Source organism: Bradyrhizobium sp. CCBAU 11434 (genome assembly GCF_028128895.1).
GTDB lineage: Bacteria > Pseudomonadota > Alphaproteobacteria > Rhizobiales > Xanthobacteraceae > Bradyrhizobium > Bradyrhizobium zhengyangense.
On the sequence record NZ_LBJX01000096.1, the window covers coordinates 124426 to 139963 of the forward strand.

Genomic DNA, 15538 nt, shown 5'->3' on the forward strand with positions numbered 1-15538 from the left:
AGTCCCGTGGCCCGTATCACCCTTCGCCAATTGCTCGACCACGCCGCGTCCCACGGCTACGCGGTGCCGGCGTTCAACATCAACAACATGGAGCAGGGCATCGCGATCATGCAGGCGGCGGCCGAGGTCGACGCGCCCGTCGTCATCCAGGCCTCGCGCGGCGCGCGCAGCTATGCCGGCGATCTCATGCTTTCGCATATGATCGACGCGCTGGAGCGGACCTATCCGGACATCCCGCTCTGCATGCATCAGGACCACGGCAATGACGAGGCGACCTGCGCCTCCGCCATCGCGCACGGCTTCACCTCGGTGATGATGGACGGCTCGCTCAAGGCCGATGCCAAGACCGCCGCCGACTACGACTACAACGTCGCGATTACCCGCCGTGTGGTCGATCTCGCCCATTGGGTCGGCGCCTCCGTCGAAGGCGAGCTTGGCGTGCTCGGCTCGCTCGAGCACGGCGGCGGCGAGCAGGAGGATGGCCACGGCGTCGAGGGCAAGGTCAGCCACGACCAGCTGTTGACCGACCCTGATCAGGCCGTCGATTTCGTCCGCGCCACCAAGGTCGATGCGCTCGCCATCGCGATGGGCACCTCGCACGGCGCCTACAAGTTCAGCCGCAAGCCTGACGGCGATATCCTGGCGATGCGGGTGGTCGAGGAGATCCATCGGCGGCTGCCGAACACGCATCTGGTGATGCACGGCTCCTCGTCGGTGCCGCAGCCGCTTCAGGACATGTTCAACCAGTTCGGCGGCGAGATGCCGCAGACCTGGGGCGTGCCGGTCGAGGAGATCGTGCGCGGCATCAAGAGCGGCGTGCGCAAGGTCAATATCGATACCGATTGCCGCCTGGCCATGACAGCGGTGTTCCGGAAAGTGGCTGCACAATCGCGCTCCGAGTTCGATCCGCGCAAATTCCTCAAGCCCGCGATGGATGCGATGCGCGAGCTCTGCCGCGACCGTTTCGAGCAGTTCGGCACCGCGGGCCATGCCAGCAAGATCAAGGTGGTTCCGTTGAGCGAGATGGCACGGCGCTACCGCACCGGCGAGCTCGACCCGCGCACCGGCACGCGCGAGCCGGTCGCAGCCTAGTCATTCAGAGAGAGAAGAGCAGGAGAGAGCCATGAACGCACATGCTGGAACCGTCCGCGGCAAAGAGCGCTATCGCTCGGGCACGATGGAATACGCGCGCATGGGCTATTGGGAGCCCGAATACACGCCGAAGGACACCGACGTCATCGCGCTGTTCCGCGTCACGCCGCAGGATGGGGTGGACCCGATCGAGGCATCGGCTGCAGTGGCCGGCGAGTCCTCCACCGCAACCTGGACGGTGGTGTGGACCGATCGCCTGACCGCGGCCGAGAAATATCGCGCGAAGTGCTACCGCGTCGACCCGGTGCCGGGCACGCCGGGATCGTATTTCGCCTACATCGCCTATGACCTCGATTTGTTCGAGCCCGGCTCGATCGCGAACCTCTCGGCATCGATCATCGGCAACGTGTTCGGCTTCAAGCCGCTGAAGGCGCTACGGCTGGAAGACATGCGCTTCCCGGTCGCCTATGTGAAGACGTTCCAGGGCCCCGCAACCGGCATCGTGGTCGAGCGCGAGCGGCTCGACAAGTTCGGCCGTCCGCTGCTGGGCGCAACCGTGAAGCCGAAGCTCGGGCTATCGGGCCGCAACTATGGCCGCGTGGTCTATGAGGCGCTGAAGGGCGGGCTCGACTTCACCAAGGACGACGAGAACATCAACTCGCAGCCCTTCATGCACTGGCGTGACCGCTTCCTCTATTGCATGGAGGCCGTGAACCGCGCGCAGGCGGCCTCTGGCGAGGTCAAGGGCACGTACCTCAACGTCACCGCTGCTACGATGGAGGATATGTACGAGCGCGCTGAGTTCGCCAAAGAGCTCGGGTCGTGCATCGTCATGATCGACCTCGTGATCGGCTACACCGCGATCCAGTCCATGGCGAAATGGGCACGCCGCAACGACATGATCCTGCATCTGCATCGCGCCGGTCACTCGACCTACACGCGGCAGAAGAGCCACGGCGTATCGTTCCGCGTCATCGCCAAATGGATGCGGCTCGCGGGTGTCGACCACATCCATGCCGGCACGGTGGTCGGCAAGCTCGAAGGCGATCCCAACACCACCCGTGGCTATTACGATGTCTGTCGCGAGGAGTTCAATCCAACCAGGCTCGAGCACGGCATCTTCTTCGATCAGTCCTGGGCGAGCCTGAACAAGATGATGCCGGTCGCCTCCGGCGGCATCCATGCCGGCCAGATGCATCAACTGCTCGATCTGCTCGGTGAGGACGTCGTACTGCAATTCGGCGGCGGCACCATCGGCCATCCCCTGGGCATCGCGGCCGGTGCGATCGCCAACCGCGTGGCGCTGGAAGCGATGATCCTCGCCCGTAACGAGGGCCGCGACTACGTCCATGAAGGGCCGGAGATCCTGGCCAAGGCAGCCCAAACCTGCACGCCGCTGAAGTCGGCGCTCGAAGTCTGGAAGGACGTCACCTTCAATTATCAATCCACCGATACGCCGGACTTCGTGCCGACGGCGCTGGAAACCGTCTGAGGAGCTTTGACATGAAACTGACCCAGGGCTGCTTCTCGTTCCTACCTGATCTCACCGACGACCAGATCTACAAGCAGGTGCAATACTGCCTTGCCAACGGCTGGGCGGTGAATATCGAGTTCACCGACGATCCGCATCCCCGCAACACCTATTGGGAGATGTGGGGCCTGCCGATGTTCGATCTCCAGGACGCCGCCGGCGTGATGATGGAGCTCGCCGAGTGTCGCAGGGTGTACGGCGACCGTTACATCCGCATCAGCGGTTTCGATTCCAGCCACGGTTGGGAATCGGTGCGGATCTCCTTCATCGTCAACCGGCCGCCTAAGGAGGCCGAGTTCGAGCTGGTGCGGCAGGAGGTCGGCGGCCGTGCGATCCGCTACACCACGGTGCGCAAGCCTGCAGCCCACGCCGAGCAGTAGCCATTCCTTTCCGCGCGGAGCGCTCCCTGCTCCGTTTCCTTGGCGGACCACTGCTTCGCCGCTCCCCCCGCGGCGAAGCTCTTTTCTTCGAGGCCAGCCATGCTCGACGTTCCCCGCGCCACGACATCGGAGCCGAACGAAACCCATTTCGATCTCCGCAAGGAGGCCGAGGCGGCCGGGATCACCGACACGCTGCAGCAGCTCGAGCGGGAGTTGATCGGCCTGAAGCCGGTCAAGAGCCGCGTGCGACAGATCGCATCATTGCTGCTGATCGAACGCATCCGTCAGCGCGTGGGGCTCGCATCGGCGCCGCCCACGCTGCACATGTCGTTCACCGGGAATCCCGGCACCGGCAAGACCACCGTGGCGCTGCGCATGGCAAAAATCCTGCACGGGCTCGGCTTCGTGCGGCGTGGGCAGGTGATCTCGGTGACGCGTGACGATTTGGTCGGGCAATATATCGGTCATACCGCGCCGAAGACCAAGGAGATCCTGAAGAAGGCGATGGGCGGCGTGCTGTTCATCGACGAGGCCTATTACCTGCACCGCCCCGACAACGAACGCGACTATGGCCAGGAGGCGATCGAGATCCTGCTCCAGGTGATGGAGAACCAGCGCGAGGACCTCGTCGTGATCCTCGCCGGTTATGGCGAGCGCATGACGAGCTTCTTTGCCTCCAACCCCGGCTTTCGCTCGCGCATTGCCCATCACATCGAATTTCCTGATTATGCGGAGGCCGAGCTATTGGTCATCGCGGAGCTGATGCTGAAGGAGCGCGGCTATCGCTTCTCGGCTGCCGCACGCGAGGCGTTCGAGAGATACATTGCACTACGTCGGACCCAGCCGTTCTTCTCCAACGCACGCTCGATCCGCAACGCGGTCGATCGTATCCGCCTGCGGCAGGCCGATCGCCTTGTGTCTGATCTCGACCGCATGCTCGATGTTGCCGATCTCGAAACGATCGATCCCATCGATGTCCTGGCGAGCCGCGTCTTCAGCGGCGGGGCCGATGCACGGAGTGCGAAGCCATGAGCAAGGAGATCATTATAGCCCCGTCGATCCTGGCAGCGGATTTCGCACGCCTCGGCGAGGAGATCGCGGCAATTGACGCTGCAGGCGCCGACTGGATCCATTGCGACATCATGGATGGGCACTTCGTTCCGAACATCAGTTTCGGCGCTGACATCATCAAGGCGGTCAGGCCGATGACGAAGAAGATCTTCGACGTGCATCTGATGATCGCGCCTGCCGATGCTTATCTCGAGGCGTTCGCGAAGGCGGGCGCCGACGTCATCACTATTCATGCAGAAGCCGGCCCGCATCTCGACCGCTCGCTCCAGGCGATCCGCGCCCTCGGCAAGAAGGCCGGCGTCAGCCTGTGTCCCTCGACACCGGAGAGCGCGCTCGAATATGTGCTCGATCGTCTCGATCTGGTGCTGGTGATGACGGTCAACCCGGGCTTCGGTGGCCAATCATTTATCGGTTCCCAGCTCGAGAAGATCGCACGCATCCGCAACATGATCGGCGGGCGACCGATCCGGCTCGAGGTTGACGGCGGTGTCACGCGCGACAATGCTGCTGCGATTGCCGCCGCAGGCGCTGATACGCTGGTGGCGGGTTCCGCCGTGTTCCGCGGCAAGAGCAGCGCCGATTATGCCGCCAACATCGCGGCCATCAGGGTTGCTGCGGAGGCCGGCAGGGTTCCGAAGCGGCATGATAGTTCCGCGCAGCCCGGAGAGCCCGTGCTCGTCCGGTAGAATACGGAGGCGTCGCGCATGCATGCGGCGATTCTCCGGGCTCCTACGGGGAATAGATCGCGAATTGGCGACGGCTTTCATGCCGGGGTAACCAATGGCGGTAAAGCAGGCGCTCGATTAACGGCGACGCAATGCGCCGGGTCACAATCTGTGGTTCAAGGACCGCAGAGAGCGTGGGATGCAGATTCAATATCGCCACTGGAATGCTGCCCATGGCTGGCGCGGAGCGAGTGCCCTGCGCGAGCTGCCTCAGCTCGTCCTTTATTTCGGCAGCCGAGAGGGACTGGCGGGCGGCGAGCGCTATCGCGAGCTGCGCGGATTTTATCCCGACAGCCACATCGTCGGTTGCAGCACGGGTGGCCAGATCCATGGCGACGACATCGCCGACGACGTCATCGTCGCCGTCGCCCTGCATTTCGCTCGGACACAAGTGCGGGTCGTGAACGAGACAATCGAATCCCGCGAGGCGTCGCGGACTTGCGGCATGCGTTTCGCCCGCCAGCTGGCGGCGCCGGATCTCGCCGGTGTCTTCGTCCTCTGCGAAGGCTTGAACGTCAACGGCAGTGAACTAATTGCTGGTATCACTGACGTGCTTGGGCCCGACTTGCTGGTGACCGGTGGCCTCGCCGGCGATGGCACCAGGATGGAGCAAACCTTGGTTGGCGCCGATGGCGAGCCGCAGCCGAACCGAGTTGCCGCGATCGGTTTCTATGGTGCGTCCTTCCGCTTCGCGCATGGCTGCGCCGGGGGCTGGGACGTGTTCGGCCCGCGGCGCAAGGTCACAAAGTCGGACGGCCCTGTCGTGGTCGAGCTCGACGGCGAGCGGCCGCTCGACCTCTACACCCGCTATCTCGGGGAGGAAGAGGCCGCCGCGATGCCGGGCTCGGGTCTTGCATTTCCATTGCGCATCCATGACGAGGCCGCGCCTGAACGACAGATCGTGCGCTCCGTGTTTGCAGTGGATCGCAATGCCGGCACGCTGACATTTGCGGCCGATATTCCGGAAGGATGCACCGCTCAGCTGATGCGCGCCAATTTCGATAGTCTCGCCGCAGGTGCAGGGGAGGCCGGCCGACAGGCGCGCAACGCTCTCGCGGACGAGGTCGTGGGCGACAAGCTCGCGATCCTCGTGAGCTGCACCGGCCGTCGCAAGGTGATGGGGCAGCGCACTCAGGATGAGCTCGATGCGGTTGCCGCCGAGCTCGGCGAGGACGTCACCCGGATCGGCTTCTACTCCTATGGCGAGATCGCGCCACCCGCGGCGACCCGCCGCTGCGAGCTGCACAACCAGACCATGACCGTCACTGTCATCGCGGAGGCGGCCGCGTGACCATGCATCGCCTGCTGGCAAGGCAGATCAGGCAATCGACGGACGAATCCGGGCAGGTCGATCTGCCCAGGCTCGGCGAGCTCGTCGGCGCGGCCTACGAGGAGAGCGATCGCGATCGCCGCCGTACCGACCGCGCCATGAAGCTGATGATCGAGGAGCTCGAGCAGACGCACAAGCGCGCCGAGCAGGACCTGTTGCGGGCGCGCGAGTTTCTCGACAGTATCATCGAGAACATCCCGATGGCAGTGTTCGCCAAGGATGCGCGCGACTCGCGCTACATCCTGCTCAACCGCGCCGGCGAAGAGTATTACGGCATGCCCCGCCAGGAGATGCTGGGCAAGACTCCGGAGCAGATTTTTCCCGACGATATCGCCCGCCTCGTCAACGAGCAGGATCGCCGTGTCGTCGATAGCGGCACGCCGATGTTCCTGGAAGGGCATCTGCTCGAGGTCGGCGTCAACGGTCCCGATCGTGTGGTCAATTCGCGCAAGCTGCTGGTCCGCGACGGGAACGGCGCGCCGCAATATCTGGTCGGCGTGATCGAGGACGTCACCGAACGGATCAACAACGAGGCGCGGATCAGCCATCTGGCGCGTCACGATGCGCTCACGGATCTGCCGAACCGCAGCGCTTTCAACACGGCGCTGGCCGAGCGGCTGGAGCGCGCGCAGGAGGCCTCAACCAGCTTTGCGGTCCTCAGCCTCGATCTCGACCGCTTCAAGGATGTCAACGACGTGTTCGGACATCCCGTCGGCGACATGATGATGCGGGCTGCCGCCGAACGTCTGGTCGCGGAGGCCGACGGCGCCTTTGTCGCCCGCATCGGCGGTGACGAATTCACGATCCTGATGCCCGACGACATCAGGCGCGAAGACGTGCTCTCGCTCGCCGAACGCATGGTCGAGGCGATCGGCAAGGAGCTGGAGGTCGACGATTTTCTGTCCCATGTCGGCCTCAGCGTCGGCATCGCGGTCTATCCGGACGACGGCGTGGACGCAGCGACGCTGCTTGCCAACGCCGATTCTGCCCTCTATCGCGCCAAGCGCGAGGGCCGGGGCAGGGTCTGTTTCTTTGAAACCGAGATGGACCGGGAGCTGCGCGACCGTAGGCTGTTACAGCACGATCTGCGGCAGGCGGTAGAGCAGAACCAGTTGCTGGTCTACTTCCAGCCGCAGGCGCGGATGGATGGCGAGATCATCGGCTTCGAGGCACTGGTGCGCTGGAATCATCCGACGCGCGGCTTCGTGCCGCCGGATCAGTTCATTCCGCTCGCAGAGGAAAACGGGCTGATCATCGCGATCGGCGAATGGGTGCTGCGGGAGGCGTGCCGGGAAGCGGCCTCCTGGCCGCGGCCATTGCAGGTCGCGGTCAATTTGTCGCCGGTCCAGTTTCAGGCCGGCGATCTCGAACGGTCCATCCACCAGATCCTGCTGGAGACGGGACTTTCGCCGACGCGGCTCGAGGTCGAGATCACCGAGGGTGTGCTGATCGGCGATTTCACCCGCGCGCTCAACCTGCTGCGGCGGCTGAAAGCGCTCGGCATCCGGATCGCGATGGACGATTTCGGCACCGGGTATTCATCACTGTCCTATCTGCAGTCATTCCCGTTCGACAAGATCAAGATCGACCGCAGCTTCATTTCCAACCTCGAGGCAACGCCGCAATCGGCCGAGATCGTCCGGGCGGTGCTGAGCCTCGCACACGCCCTGTACATCCCTGTTGTCGCCGAAGGGGTGGAGACGGACGCCCAGCGCGCCTTCCTGGAACGCGAGGCCTGTGAGGAAATGCAGGGCTATCTCATCGGGCGGCCGGAACCGATCGAACACTATTTCAATTTGATCGGCATCAACGTCGAACGCCGCCGCTACGCCTAAAAGTAGTATCAATTCCACACTCGGTTTCGCCGATAGGAACCAATGTGCGTCTGCACATTTCTTTCGAGCAAACCAAGGTTGTTCGGGCTGGCGCGCGCAGAAAATGTTTTGCATAACTGCCATCGGCCTGACGCAAATCAGGGCAATAAGCCCCAATGTGAATGCGAGGGAGGGTCTCATGGAGAACGTACGTCGCTACCGCGCGCTGGCGTCCCTCTGTCGCCAGCAGGCTGCCTATCGGCCGCTGCAGAACTGGCAGCTGCTCGGTCAGGCCGAACATTTCGAACATCTTGCCGAGGTCGCGCTGAAGGCGCATTTCGAAGCGTGCAATGCGCAACGCGAAGACGACGCCATCGCCGCCGCGGCATGGGAGACTTCCGCCGCGGCGTGATGGCGGCCGTTTGCGTCCTAGCTAGTGCGACATCAGCGTCGGGATCGTCATGGCTTCCAGCATGGCGCGTGTGACGCCGCCGAGAAAGCGTTCCTGCAATCGGGAATGGCCGTAGCCCCCCATCACCAGCAGATCCAGGTTTTCGTCGGCTGCCAGTGACAGGATGGTCGGCTGGATATCGGCGCGTGTGGCCGACAGGCTGATCGTGCGGGGCGAGAGGCCGCGCCGTCCGAGATGCTTGGCCAGATTGTTTGCCGAGGCGTCGGGGGCGGTGTCGGCTTCGTTGATCGCAATGATCGCGATCTCCTCGGCGCGGGCAAGGAATGTTGCTGCGTCGCGGAGCGCACGCGCCGCGACGCGGCTGCCGTCCCAGCAGATGCCGATCCGCTTCGCCGTGAAGGCTCCGCGGTATGTGTATGGCAGGAACAGGACGGGACCACCGGCCTGGAACAGGATCTCGCGCGGGACCTCGTTGTCGAACGTCACCTGCTCGGGATCCGGTTGAAGCACGACGCTAAGGTCGTGCAGCCGCGCCATCTCGCCGAGCGAACTGGCTGCATCCACCGGAATCGCGCCGATCGGATGGCAAGTGCAGGAGATATCGGCGTTGCCCGCTTCGCTTCTGAAGACTGCCAGCGCAGCTTCGGCCCGCTCGAGCGCGCGCTCGCGTTCCATCTCGAACACGGCCGCCACGGCAGCACCGCCTTCCATCACGTAGGCCGTAGTGCTTGCAACATAGCCGACCGCGACTGCATCGACATGGGCATTGAGGCCGGCTGCGAGCGAGATCGAGCCATCAATGACGGCGCGCATCGGTCGTTCGGTCGGGATGTGGACGAGAATGTCTTTGTACATGGCGGCCCCTTTGATGGACATCATCCGATAGAAGCAGTTTTTCACCGCCCGAAGGGCTCGCGTTGAGCTGTATCAAATGTGCGGCCAGGATTTTGACCTGCGGCCGCCCGCCGCACTTTCTTTGCCAAGAATTAATCGCGTGGACGGGACGCGGTAAGGTGGCGACGTCCATCTTGGGGGCAAGGCGACTCACCCAACATGGACATTTCGACATGATCGATCGCGTCAATTCCGACACCACCAAGACGACCCCTACAATTCTGAAGCCGCGCCGGCTCGCGCTGCTTGGCACGGTGGCCGCACTGGGCGTGGCCGTGCTGGCGGCTTCCCCCGCCTCAACGCCGTTCGGCGTGTCCTCCCTGATTTCGCCCGCGCAGGCCGCTGAAGGCGCCGCAACACCGCCGGGCTTCGGCGACCTTGTCAGCAAGGTCAAGCCGGCCGTCATTTCGGTGCGGGTGAAAATCGACCAGGACAACGACAAGAGCGCCATGCTGCAACAGAACCGGATGGATCAGGACGAAGATTCCCCATTCGACCAGTTCTCGCGGCAGTTCGGCTTCCGCGGTCCGGGTGGCATGAACGGCATGCCGCGCCAGCGGCACCAGATGATCACGGGCGAGGGCTCAGGCTTCTTCATCTCGGCCGACGGCTATGCCGTGACCAACAATCATGTCGTCGACCACGCCGAGTCCGTGCAGGTGACGATGGACGACGGCACGATCTTCACCGCGAAGGTGGTCGGCACCGATCCGAAGACCGATCTCGCGCTGATCAAGGTCGACGGCAAGAAGGACTTTCCGTTCGTGAAATTCTCCGACCAGAAGCCGCGGATCGGCGACTGGGTGGTCGCGGTCGGCAATCCGTTCGGCCTCGGCGGCACCGTGACGGCCGGCATTGTCTCGGCCAGCGGCCGCGACATCGGCAACGGCCCCTATGACGACTTCATCCAGATCGATGCGCCGATCAACAAGGGCAATTCCGGCGGTCCGGCCTTCGACATGAACGGCAACGTCATTGGCGTGAACACGGCGATCTACTCGCCCTCGGGCGGATCGGTCGGTATCGGCTTCGACATTCCCGCCTCGACCGCAAAGCTCGTCGTCGCGCAGCTCAAGGACAAGGGCGCCGTCACCCGCGGCTGGCTTGGTGTGCAGGTGCAGCCGGTGACCGCGGAGATCGCCGACAGCCTCGGCCTGAAGGCGGCACGCGGCGCGATCGTCGACAATCCGCAGGATGGCAGCCCGGCAGCGAAGGCTGGCATTGAGGCGGGCGACGTCATCACTGCGGTCAATGGCACCGCGATCAAGGACTCCCGCGATCTGGCCCGCACCATCGCCACCCTGGCGCCGGGCACCTCGGTGAAGCTCGACGTCGTCCACAAGGGCGACAGCAAGACGGTGACGCTCGCCCTTGGCGAGCTGCCGAACGAGCGGCAGGCCAACGCCGGCGACGGCAAGACGCAGCAGACCCCCGGTACGCCGCGTCTCGGCCTCACCCTGGCGCCGGCCGGCGAAGTACAGGGGGCCGGACAGAACGGCGTCGTGGTCACCGAAGTCGATCCGCAGGGACCGGCGGCGCAGCGTGGCATCCAGACCGGCGACGTCATCCTCAATGTCGGCGGCAAGCCCGTCGCCAATGTCGGCGAGGTCCGCTCCGAGCTGGCGCAGGCCAAATCGTCCGGCAAGAACAGCGTGCTGTTGCAGGTGAAGAACGCCGAGGCGACCCGGTTCGTCGCGGTGCCGCTCGCCTGATCTCTAGCTTGACGGCAAATTCAGAAGGCGGCCTCCGGGCCGCCTTTTTCGTGCGCCTCCCGAGATACCCACAGCCCATCGATAACATTCTCGTTAACGGCAGCAATGGTGACGGGTTCGTCCGAAAAAGCCGCGTTCGCCCGGCAGACTTCGAAATGTTGTGCTTCGGCGGCAATGACGCCGCAGAGGCGAGTGGAACTTCGGACGTCCGGCTGATTTGTGGAACCGGCCGGTGGTTCGCATTTGATCGGTGCCGACATGGATCGATTGAAGCTCTCGCTGAAGCTTGCGCTGCTTGTCGCGCCCTTCGTGCTGTCGACCGGAAGCGCCCTGGGGCGCGACGACGGTCGCTTCACCGACTCGCCGCTCAAACCCTGGTTCGACAGTTTGCGCAGCCATATTGGTCCGTGCTGCTCGGATGCCGACGGCGTTGCCGTCGCCGATCCCGATTGGGATTCGTATAATGGCCATTACCGGGTGCGGCTCGATGGAGTTTGGGTCGAAGTCCCCGACGAAGCCGTGATCACCGAGCCGAACCGGGCCGGCCGCACCATGGTCTGGCCGGTCAAGACGGTGTTCGGCGTTTCGATTCGCTGCTTCATGCCCGGCAGCATGATCTGACGGCGGCCGGCGTCACCGCCTGGAAGATTTGCGCTTCGAGCTCTTCTTGCTCGTCTTCTTCTTGGACGTCTTTCGCTTCGACGCCTTCTTCGGCACCTTCTTGCCCTTCTTGCGCGCCTTCGACAGGCCGATCGCAATCGCCTGTTTGCGGCTCTTCACGCGACCGCCGCGTCCGCCGCGACCGCTCTTTGCGGTGCCCTTCTTGTAACGCCGCATCTCGCTCTCGACATCGCTGCCGGAGCTACGTGAATAGCGGCGCTTCTTTGCCTTCCGTGCCATCAGCTCTCTCCCATGGCTCTGGACGAGAACAGAAGTGCTGACCCAATGTTCCTAAAACGCTCAGCGACAGAACTCCTCAGAAAGAGTTCGCGAGCTCGATCTCCGCTTCCAGGATTTGGATGCGGCGTGCGGCTTCGGCGAAGGACAGATCGCGATCGTATTGCGCGGGCTGGTAGGCCTCTTCGCTCAGCCGCTTCAGCCGCAGACCCTGCGCCCGGGTCATCTGCTCCATCAGAAAAGCCTTGGCGTCCGGAAAAGCCTTGGCGTTCGCAAAAGCCTTGGCGTCGGGAAAAGTCTTGGCGTCCAGAAAAGCCTTGGCGTCGTATTTACCCTGAACCTGCATGTCACCTCTCCATCCTGAATTCCTGGCTTGACTATATGTTCTTATTTTGTTCTAACAAGCCATGGACAACAGAATTAATGAAATTCGACGTAAAATCAGCGTCTTGAGGCTGGAGATGGCCGATGTCGAAGCGTCCGTGCGCGATCTTGTCAATCGCGACCGCGATTGCACCGAACGAGCCCAGGCGCAGATCGACCTGCGCCGGAAAATCAACCTGCTTGTCAGCGAATGGAAGGCGGCGGGCGGCGGCGAGGTGTTGCCTGACATCCGCAACCGGGTGCGTCTCCGTCCGCTGAAGAACGAGAGCAGGCCGGTACGCCGCTGAGGCGTTCGTGGAGGGAGGCTGGCCGTGGAGGAAGACCCGGACACCTACCGGATTCTGAGACTGCGCGCTGAGATCCTCGAATTGGGCTCCGCTATCAGGCAATTGCAGCGGGAAGGCCTCGACGACGCCACCGCCCAGCTCCTGATCACGCGCAAGCGGGCGCAGCTTGATCATCTCATGAAGGCGAGCTCTACAGTCCACCCCCTTAACATCCCTGACATCCGACGCAGCTAAAGCGGTCGCGCAACGCGACATGCCGGAGCCTGTCCATGCCGGATGCCGAAATGACCGCCCTGCTGCAGGCGGTGCTCGATGAAGTCTGTGCGGACATACCCGCGTGGGATACGGCGACGCGCGAGCGAATTGCCGCGAGACTGCGCGACGTCGTCCGTTCGGGGCGCAGCTCGGTCGACGAATTGAAGCAGGCCGGTCGTGGTGCGCTGATCCGCGCGCCGACCATGTGGCCCTGACAAAATGCTCAAGCGCTCAAGCAAAGGGCCCCGCTCTCGCGGGGCCTGAACGCCGGAACTCGCTTGCAACCTTACTTGGTGTTGCTCGGAGCGCTCTTGTTGTTCGTCATGCCGCTCTGGTCGGTACCCGGGTTGGTGCCGCCTTGTGGGGTCGGTTCGCTGCCCTTGGACTTCATGTTGGCGCCCGTCGTCTGCGACATGGACGAGTGATGCTTCTTATGCGACTTGGCCTGTGCAGCGAACGGCGCGGCGGCGAGACCGGTTGCCAACATCACGGCGAGAGCGAGCTTGATCGTCTTCATGTAAGGGAACTCCCTGAGTTGAATTGACGCAGGAGCCAACCTCCATTTGCCGCAGGAGTTCCGAATAAAATCGCCGCGCGAGTTTCACGCTCGCTTTAGGAGTCCTTGTCCTCGTTGAGGATGAACACGACGCCCGTCAACGAGGCACCGATGGCAAAAGTCGTCACCATCGTTGCGACAAACACATAGCCCGCCGCACGGCCGCCATGGTTCAGCAATTCTACAACCGCGGGATTGGCCAGAATGAGTGCGAGCGTGAACACCAGGCCGAGGGCCGCGCCCATCATCGCATGGGTCATCAGCTTGATCACGCCGGTGGGAGAGATCAGACTTGACGAACTGTTTGGCGACCTGTTTGGCGACTTTTTTGCGGGCATGGAACAGCCGATCGATCTGGCATCAAAACGCGTGCCGTGATTGCGGGTTCCATTCCGACTAAAGGATTTGTCATCATCCGCTTCATCCGACGTTCATGCCGGCCTTGCGAGGATGTAAGCCATCAACACGGGAACATTCACTATGGGTAAGGTGGTCTTTCTCTACCGATCGCTGGCCTACCGTAACGCGGCCGCCGACATATTGCGCAAGGCGCGCAAGCTGCCGCGTGGCGCAGACCGCAGCGCGGCCCGCCGCTACGCGAGGGCGCTGCGCGATCTCGCGCAAACGGAAGCCTGGCTCGAAGGGCGCGTCGCCGATGAATTGAGGGCGGTGTCGCGATTGAAAGTTGCCGCGTCGCGTTAACCCAACGCGCGCTGAAGCTCGGGAGAATTGCTGGTCTCGAACTTGTCCTGCGCCGCCGATGTCGCTGCGCTCGTCCGCGTCAAGGGGACTTCGAGACGGCACATCAGGCCCTCTGAACGCCAATCGAATTGAGCCTGTCCGCCAAGCTGGGATTCGACGCTGGCGAGCAGGCTTCTTGTCCCGAAGCCGCGCGATTTCGGTGTCCTGACCGTCGGCCCGCCGGTCTCGTCCCACGTCAAGGTGAGGAGATCGTTCTCGGCCTGCCAGCCGATCGCGAGCCGTCCCGACCGCGTCGAGAGCGCGCCATACTTGGCCGAATTGGTGAAGAGCTCGTGCAGAGCCAGGGCAAGCGTCTGCGCCGTGGCCGGCAGCAATTGCACTTCGGGACCCGCAAGCTTGATCTGTCCGCCGAGCGAGTAGGGCGCCAGTTCTTCCTCGATCAGCTTGGAGAGCTCGGCGCCCTGCCAGCTCGACAATGAGAGGATGGTGTGCACGCGCGCGAGCGCGTTGATGCGCCCCTCGACGGCATTGACGTAGGCCTTGACCTCGTCGGCGCGGGTGAGGCGCACGATCGATTGCGCCAGCGCCAGCGCGTTCTTGGCGCGATGATCCACCTCGCGCGCCAGGAGGTTCTGCCGTTCCTCGGCGCGTTTGCGCTCGGTGATATCGACGGTGACGCCGCTCACCCGCACCACGCGACCATTCTCATCCACCGTTGCCGCAGCCGTGCCGACGCACCAGCGCACTTCGCCATCGGGACGATAGATGCGAAATTCACCTTCATAGGCATGCGAGCCGGTGTTGAACGCGGCAATGACCTTGCTGAACTGGTCGGCATCATCGGGATGCAGCAGCGCCTGGACGTTCGCCGATGTGACACTGAACGTTTCTGGCGTCACGCCGAAAATGCGATACTGGCCTTCGTCCCACATCCAGTCGCCATTGACCCAATCCCAGTCCCACGAGCCCATCTTGCCCGCGGCGATCGCCATGGTGCGTCGCTCCTCGCTCTCGCGCAGCTTGGCGGTGGAATTCTCCAACTCGGCCGTGCGGGCGCGGACGCGATCCTCGAGATCCTGGTTCAGCCGCTCGAGCTCGCGCGTCTTGCGATAGAGCTCGGCAAACACCTTGACCTTGGCGCGCAGCACTTCCGGTATGACAGGTACGGGCACGTAGTCGACCGCGCCCATCTCGTAGCCGCGCAGGCGGTCGATGTCGCTGACCTGGATGGCCGAAATGAAGATCATCGCGGTCTTCTGGAAGCGCGGATGCTCGCGGATCATGGCGGCGAGCTCGAAGCCGTCGAGCTCGGGCATGCAGACGTCGACCAGAATCACCGCGATCTCGGTCTTGAGCAGCACCTCCAGCGCCTCCCGGCCGGACGAGGCGATCACGAGGTTCTCACCGAGTTCCTTCAGGATCACCTCATAGGCGAGCAGCTTGGCGGGCTGGTCGTCGACGAGGAGGATGTTGACCTTTTCGTGGTCCATTCTCGG

The 15538-nt window shown here is 63.4% G+C and carries 21 protein-coding genes; 14 read left to right on the forward strand and 7 right to left on the reverse strand.

What is annotated here, in order from left to right:
* The first annotated feature begins 6 nt into the window (after positions 1 to 6).
* From fba to XI06_RS27415, 8 genes are all read left to right on the forward strand, one after another.
* Entirely contained in the window at positions 7 to 1092 is a 1086-nt protein-coding gene (gene fba, locus XI06_RS27380; RefSeq protein ID WP_271606956.1) for a class II fructose-bisphosphate aldolase, read from the forward strand.
* 31 nt (positions 1093 to 1123) lie between these two features.
* On the forward strand, positions 1124 to 2584 hold the full coding sequence (locus tag XI06_RS27385) for a form I ribulose bisphosphate carboxylase large subunit (RefSeq protein WP_271606957.1): 1461 nt from the start codon (positions 1124 to 1126) through the stop codon (positions 2582 to 2584).
* An 11-nt stretch (positions 2585 to 2595) separates the two neighbouring features.
* Positions 2596 to 3003: a ribulose bisphosphate carboxylase small subunit gene (locus tag XI06_RS27390; protein WP_237863424.1), complete on the forward strand. Its 408-nt coding sequence runs from the start codon at positions 2596 to 2598 to the stop codon at positions 3001 to 3003.
* Between the two features lie 99 nt (positions 3004 to 3102).
* On the forward strand, positions 3103 to 4035 hold the full coding sequence (gene cbbX, locus XI06_RS27395; protein ID WP_237870265.1) for a CbbX protein: 933 nt from the start codon (positions 3103 to 3105) through the stop codon (positions 4033 to 4035).
* Complete coding sequence (rpe, locus tag XI06_RS27400; protein ID WP_271606958.1) at positions 4032 to 4760, forward strand: ribulose-phosphate 3-epimerase; 729 nt, start codon at positions 4032 to 4034, stop codon at positions 4758 to 4760. Before cbbX ends, rpe begins: the two co-directional genes overlap by 4 nt.
* Positions 4761 to 4938: 178 nt before the next feature.
* Positions 4939 to 6090, forward strand: coding sequence for an FIST signal transduction protein (locus tag XI06_RS27405; RefSeq protein ID WP_237863427.1), 1152 nt, complete (start codon positions 4939 to 4941; stop codon positions 6088 to 6090).
* A gap of 2 nt (positions 6091 to 6092) precedes the next feature.
* Positions 6093 to 7964: a putative bifunctional diguanylate cyclase/phosphodiesterase gene (locus tag XI06_RS27410; RefSeq protein WP_237863873.1), complete on the forward strand. Its 1872-nt coding sequence runs from the start codon at positions 6093 to 6095 to the stop codon at positions 7962 to 7964.
* Positions 7965 to 8142: 178 nt separating this feature from the next.
* The gene (locus XI06_RS27415) at positions 8143 to 8355 is read left to right on the forward strand and encodes a hypothetical protein (RefSeq protein ID WP_237863428.1); all 213 of its coding nucleotides are present in this window, start codon (positions 8143 to 8145) and stop codon (positions 8353 to 8355) included.
* 21 nt (positions 8356 to 8376) lie between these two features.
* Here XI06_RS27415 and XI06_RS27420 read toward each other — a convergent pair whose 3' ends face one another.
* Positions 8377 to 9210: a universal stress protein gene (locus XI06_RS27420; RefSeq protein ID WP_237889448.1), complete on the reverse strand. Its 834-nt coding sequence runs from the start codon at positions 9208 to 9210 to the stop codon at positions 8377 to 8379.
* A 212-nt stretch (positions 9211 to 9422) separates the two neighbouring features.
* Here XI06_RS27420 and XI06_RS27425 point away from each other — a divergent pair, with 212 nt between their 5' ends.
* Complete coding sequence (locus tag XI06_RS27425) at positions 9423 to 10961, forward strand: Do family serine endopeptidase (RefSeq protein ID WP_271606959.1); 1539 nt, start codon at positions 9423 to 9425, stop codon at positions 10959 to 10961.
* Between the two features lie 20 nt (positions 10962 to 10981).
* On the opposite strand, the gene XI06_RS27430 is transcribed toward XI06_RS27425, so the two are convergent.
* On the reverse strand, positions 10982 to 11221 hold the full coding sequence (locus XI06_RS27430) for a hypothetical protein (RefSeq protein ID WP_237863431.1): 240 nt from the start codon (positions 11219 to 11221) through the stop codon (positions 10982 to 10984).
* Here XI06_RS27430 and XI06_RS27435 point away from each other — a divergent pair.
* Positions 11220 to 11582 (forward strand): hypothetical protein, encoded by a 363-nt coding sequence (locus tag XI06_RS27435; protein ID WP_237863432.1) that lies wholly within the window; start codon positions 11220 to 11222, stop codon positions 11580 to 11582. The genes XI06_RS27430 and XI06_RS27435 overlap by 2 nt on opposite strands.
* Before the next feature lie 12 nt (positions 11583 to 11594).
* Here XI06_RS27435 and XI06_RS27440 read toward each other — a convergent pair whose 3' ends face one another.
* Together XI06_RS27440 and XI06_RS27445 are read right to left on the reverse strand one after the other, a co-directional pair.
* Positions 11595 to 11861 carry a DUF6496 domain-containing protein gene (locus tag XI06_RS27440; protein ID WP_220000580.1) on the reverse strand — a complete coding sequence of 89 codons (267 nt, stop codon included), beginning with the start codon at positions 11859 to 11861 and terminating at the stop codon, positions 11595 to 11597.
* A 76-nt stretch (positions 11862 to 11937) separates the two neighbouring features.
* Positions 11938 to 12204, reverse strand: coding sequence for a DUF3072 domain-containing protein (locus tag XI06_RS27445; RefSeq protein WP_271606960.1), 267 nt, complete (start codon positions 12202 to 12204; stop codon positions 11938 to 11940).
* Positions 12205 to 12319: 115 nt separating this feature from the next.
* On the opposite strand from XI06_RS27445, the gene XI06_RS27450 reads away from it, so the two are divergent.
* The 3 genes from XI06_RS27450 to XI06_RS27460 are packed head-to-tail and all read left to right on the forward strand — an operon-like array spanning position 12320 to position 12999.
* Complete coding sequence (locus XI06_RS27450; RefSeq protein ID WP_237863874.1) at positions 12320 to 12529, forward strand: hypothetical protein; 210 nt, start codon at positions 12320 to 12322, stop codon at positions 12527 to 12529.
* Between the two features lie 24 nt (positions 12530 to 12553).
* Complete coding sequence (locus XI06_RS27455) at positions 12554 to 12763, forward strand: hypothetical protein (RefSeq protein ID WP_237863434.1); 210 nt, start codon at positions 12554 to 12556, stop codon at positions 12761 to 12763.
* Between the two features lie 35 nt (positions 12764 to 12798).
* Positions 12799 to 12999 carry a hypothetical protein gene (locus tag XI06_RS27460; RefSeq protein ID WP_237863435.1) on the forward strand — a complete coding sequence of 67 codons (201 nt, stop codon included), beginning with the start codon at positions 12799 to 12801 and terminating at the stop codon, positions 12997 to 12999.
* 71 nt (positions 13000 to 13070) lie between these two features.
* Here the strand turns inward: XI06_RS27460 and XI06_RS27465 are convergent, their stop codons facing one another.
* Together XI06_RS27465 and XI06_RS27470 are read right to left on the reverse strand one after the other, a co-directional pair.
* Positions 13071 to 13301, reverse strand: coding sequence for a hypothetical protein (locus XI06_RS27465; protein WP_237863436.1), 231 nt, complete (start codon positions 13299 to 13301; stop codon positions 13071 to 13073).
* 95 nt (positions 13302 to 13396) lie between these two features.
* Positions 13397 to 13600: a hypothetical protein gene (locus tag XI06_RS27470; protein ID WP_271606961.1), complete on the reverse strand. Its 204-nt coding sequence runs from the start codon at positions 13598 to 13600 to the stop codon at positions 13397 to 13399.
* Positions 13601 to 13820: 220 nt separating this feature from the next.
* Here XI06_RS27470 and XI06_RS27475 point away from each other — a divergent pair, with 220 nt between their 5' ends.
* A complete protein-coding gene (locus XI06_RS27475; protein ID WP_237863438.1) occupies positions 13821 to 14042 on the forward strand; it encodes a hypothetical protein in 222 nt (73 codons plus the stop codon).
* On the opposite strand, the gene XI06_RS27480 is transcribed toward XI06_RS27475, so the two are convergent.
* Complete coding sequence (locus XI06_RS27480; protein ID WP_237863439.1) at positions 14039 to 15532, reverse strand: HWE histidine kinase domain-containing protein; 1494 nt, start codon at positions 15530 to 15532, stop codon at positions 14039 to 14041. The two genes, XI06_RS27475 and XI06_RS27480, sit on opposite strands and share 4 nt — an antisense overlap.
* Positions 15533 to 15538: the final 6 nt, after the last annotated feature.

Bases quoted from the DNA above. Each gene is read 5' to 3' on its own strand.
- XI06_RS27405 (WP_237863427.1), top strand. From the start codon at position 4,939: ATGCAGATTCAATATCGCCACTGGAATGCTGCCCATGGCTGGCGCGGA.
- XI06_RS27410 (WP_237863873.1), top strand. From the start codon at position 6,093: ATGCATCGCCTGCTGGCAAGGCAGATCAGGCAATCGACGGACGAATCC.
- XI06_RS27440 (WP_220000580.1), bottom strand. From the start codon at position 11,861: ATGGCACGGAAGGCAAAGAAGCGCCGCTATTCACGTAGCTCCGGCAGC.
- XI06_RS27445 (WP_271606960.1), bottom strand. From the start codon at position 12,204: ATGCAGGTTCAGGGTAAATACGACGCCAAGGCTTTTCTGGACGCCAAG.
- rpe (WP_271606958.1), top strand. From the start codon at position 4,032: ATGAGCAAGGAGATCATTATAGCCCCGTCGATCCTGGCAGCGGATTTC.
- XI06_RS27420 (WP_237889448.1), bottom strand. From the start codon at position 9,210: ATGTACAAAGACATTCTCGTCCACATCCCGACCGAACGACCGATGCGC.
- XI06_RS27465 (WP_237863436.1), bottom strand. From the start codon at position 13,301: ATGAAGACGATCAAGCTCGCTCTCGCCGTGATGTTGGCAACCGGTCTC.
- cbbX (WP_237870265.1), top strand. From the start codon at position 3,103: ATGCTCGACGTTCCCCGCGCCACGACATCGGAGCCGAACGAAACCCAT.
- XI06_RS27385 (WP_271606957.1), top strand. From the start codon at position 1,124: ATGAACGCACATGCTGGAACCGTCCGCGGCAAAGAGCGCTATCGCTCG.
- XI06_RS27450 (WP_237863874.1), top strand. From the start codon at position 12,320: ATGGCCGATGTCGAAGCGTCCGTGCGCGATCTTGTCAATCGCGACCGC.
- XI06_RS27460 (WP_237863435.1), top strand. From the start codon at position 12,799: ATGCCGGATGCCGAAATGACCGCCCTGCTGCAGGCGGTGCTCGATGAA.
- XI06_RS27480 (WP_237863439.1), bottom strand. From the start codon at position 15,532: ATGGACCACGAAAAGGTCAACATCCTCCTCGTCGACGACCAGCCCGCC.
- XI06_RS27430 (WP_237863431.1), bottom strand. From the start codon at position 11,221: ATGTCGGCACCGATCAAATGCGAACCACCGGCCGGTTCCACAAATCAG.
- XI06_RS27425 (WP_271606959.1), top strand. From the start codon at position 9,423: ATGATCGATCGCGTCAATTCCGACACCACCAAGACGACCCCTACAATT.
- XI06_RS27470 (WP_271606961.1), bottom strand. From the start codon at position 13,600: ATGACCCATGCGATGATGGGCGCGGCCCTCGGCCTGGTGTTCACGCTC.
- XI06_RS27475 (WP_237863438.1), top strand. From the start codon at position 13,821: ATGGGTAAGGTGGTCTTTCTCTACCGATCGCTGGCCTACCGTAACGCG.
- XI06_RS27415 (WP_237863428.1), top strand. From the start codon at position 8,143: ATGGAGAACGTACGTCGCTACCGCGCGCTGGCGTCCCTCTGTCGCCAG.
- XI06_RS27390 (WP_237863424.1), top strand. From the start codon at position 2,596: ATGAAACTGACCCAGGGCTGCTTCTCGTTCCTACCTGATCTCACCGAC.
- XI06_RS27435 (WP_237863432.1), top strand. From the start codon at position 11,220: ATGGATCGATTGAAGCTCTCGCTGAAGCTTGCGCTGCTTGTCGCGCCC.